Raw genomic sequence first — 615 nt, forward strand, 5'->3', positions numbered from 1 at the left:
TCGGCCTGGTAGAGGTAGGGGACGGCGTCGAGGCGGAAGCCGTCGATGCCGAGGTCGAGCCAGAATCGCAGCGCGGAGAGGATTTCCTCCTGGACGGCCGGGTTTTCGTAGTTGAGGTCGGGTTGGTGGGAGAAGAAGCGGTGCCAGTAGTACTCCTTGCGGACGGGGTCGAAGGTCCAGTTGGAGGCTTCGGTGTCGACGAAGATGATGCGGGCGTCCTGGTACTGGTCGTCTTTTTCGGCCCAGACGTAGTAGTCGCCGTAGGGGCCTTCGGGGTCGTTTCTGGATTCCTGGAACCAGGGGTGCTGGTCGCTGGTGTGGTTCATGACGAAGTCGATGATGACGCGCATGCCGCGTTGGTGGGCGGCGTCGACGAATTCGACGAAGTCGGCGAGGTCGCCGAATTCGGGGAGGACGGCGGTGTAGTCGGAGACGTCGTAGCCGCCGTCACGCAACGGTGATTTGAAGAAGGGGGGCAGCCAGAGGCAGTCGATGCCGAGCCACTGGAGGTAGTCGAGTTTGGCGGTGAGGCCTTTGAGGTCGCCGACTCCGTCGCCGTTGCTGTCCTGGAAGGAGCGGACGAGGACCTCGTAGAAGACGGCGCGTTTGAACCAC

The 615-nt window shown here is 62.8% G+C and carries 1 protein-coding gene; it reads right to left on the minus strand.

The window, feature by feature from the left end; genetic code table 11:
* Positions 1–615: alpha-amylase family glycosyl hydrolase (locus IEY89_RS40225; RefSeq protein WP_268240813.1), on the minus strand; the 615-nt coding region annotated here is incomplete at both ends.

The organism is Streptomyces lacrimifluminis, from assembly GCF_014646095.1.
In the GTDB taxonomy this organism is placed as follows: domain Bacteria; phylum Actinomycetota; class Actinomycetes; order Streptomycetales; family Streptomycetaceae; genus Streptomyces; species Streptomyces lacrimifluminis.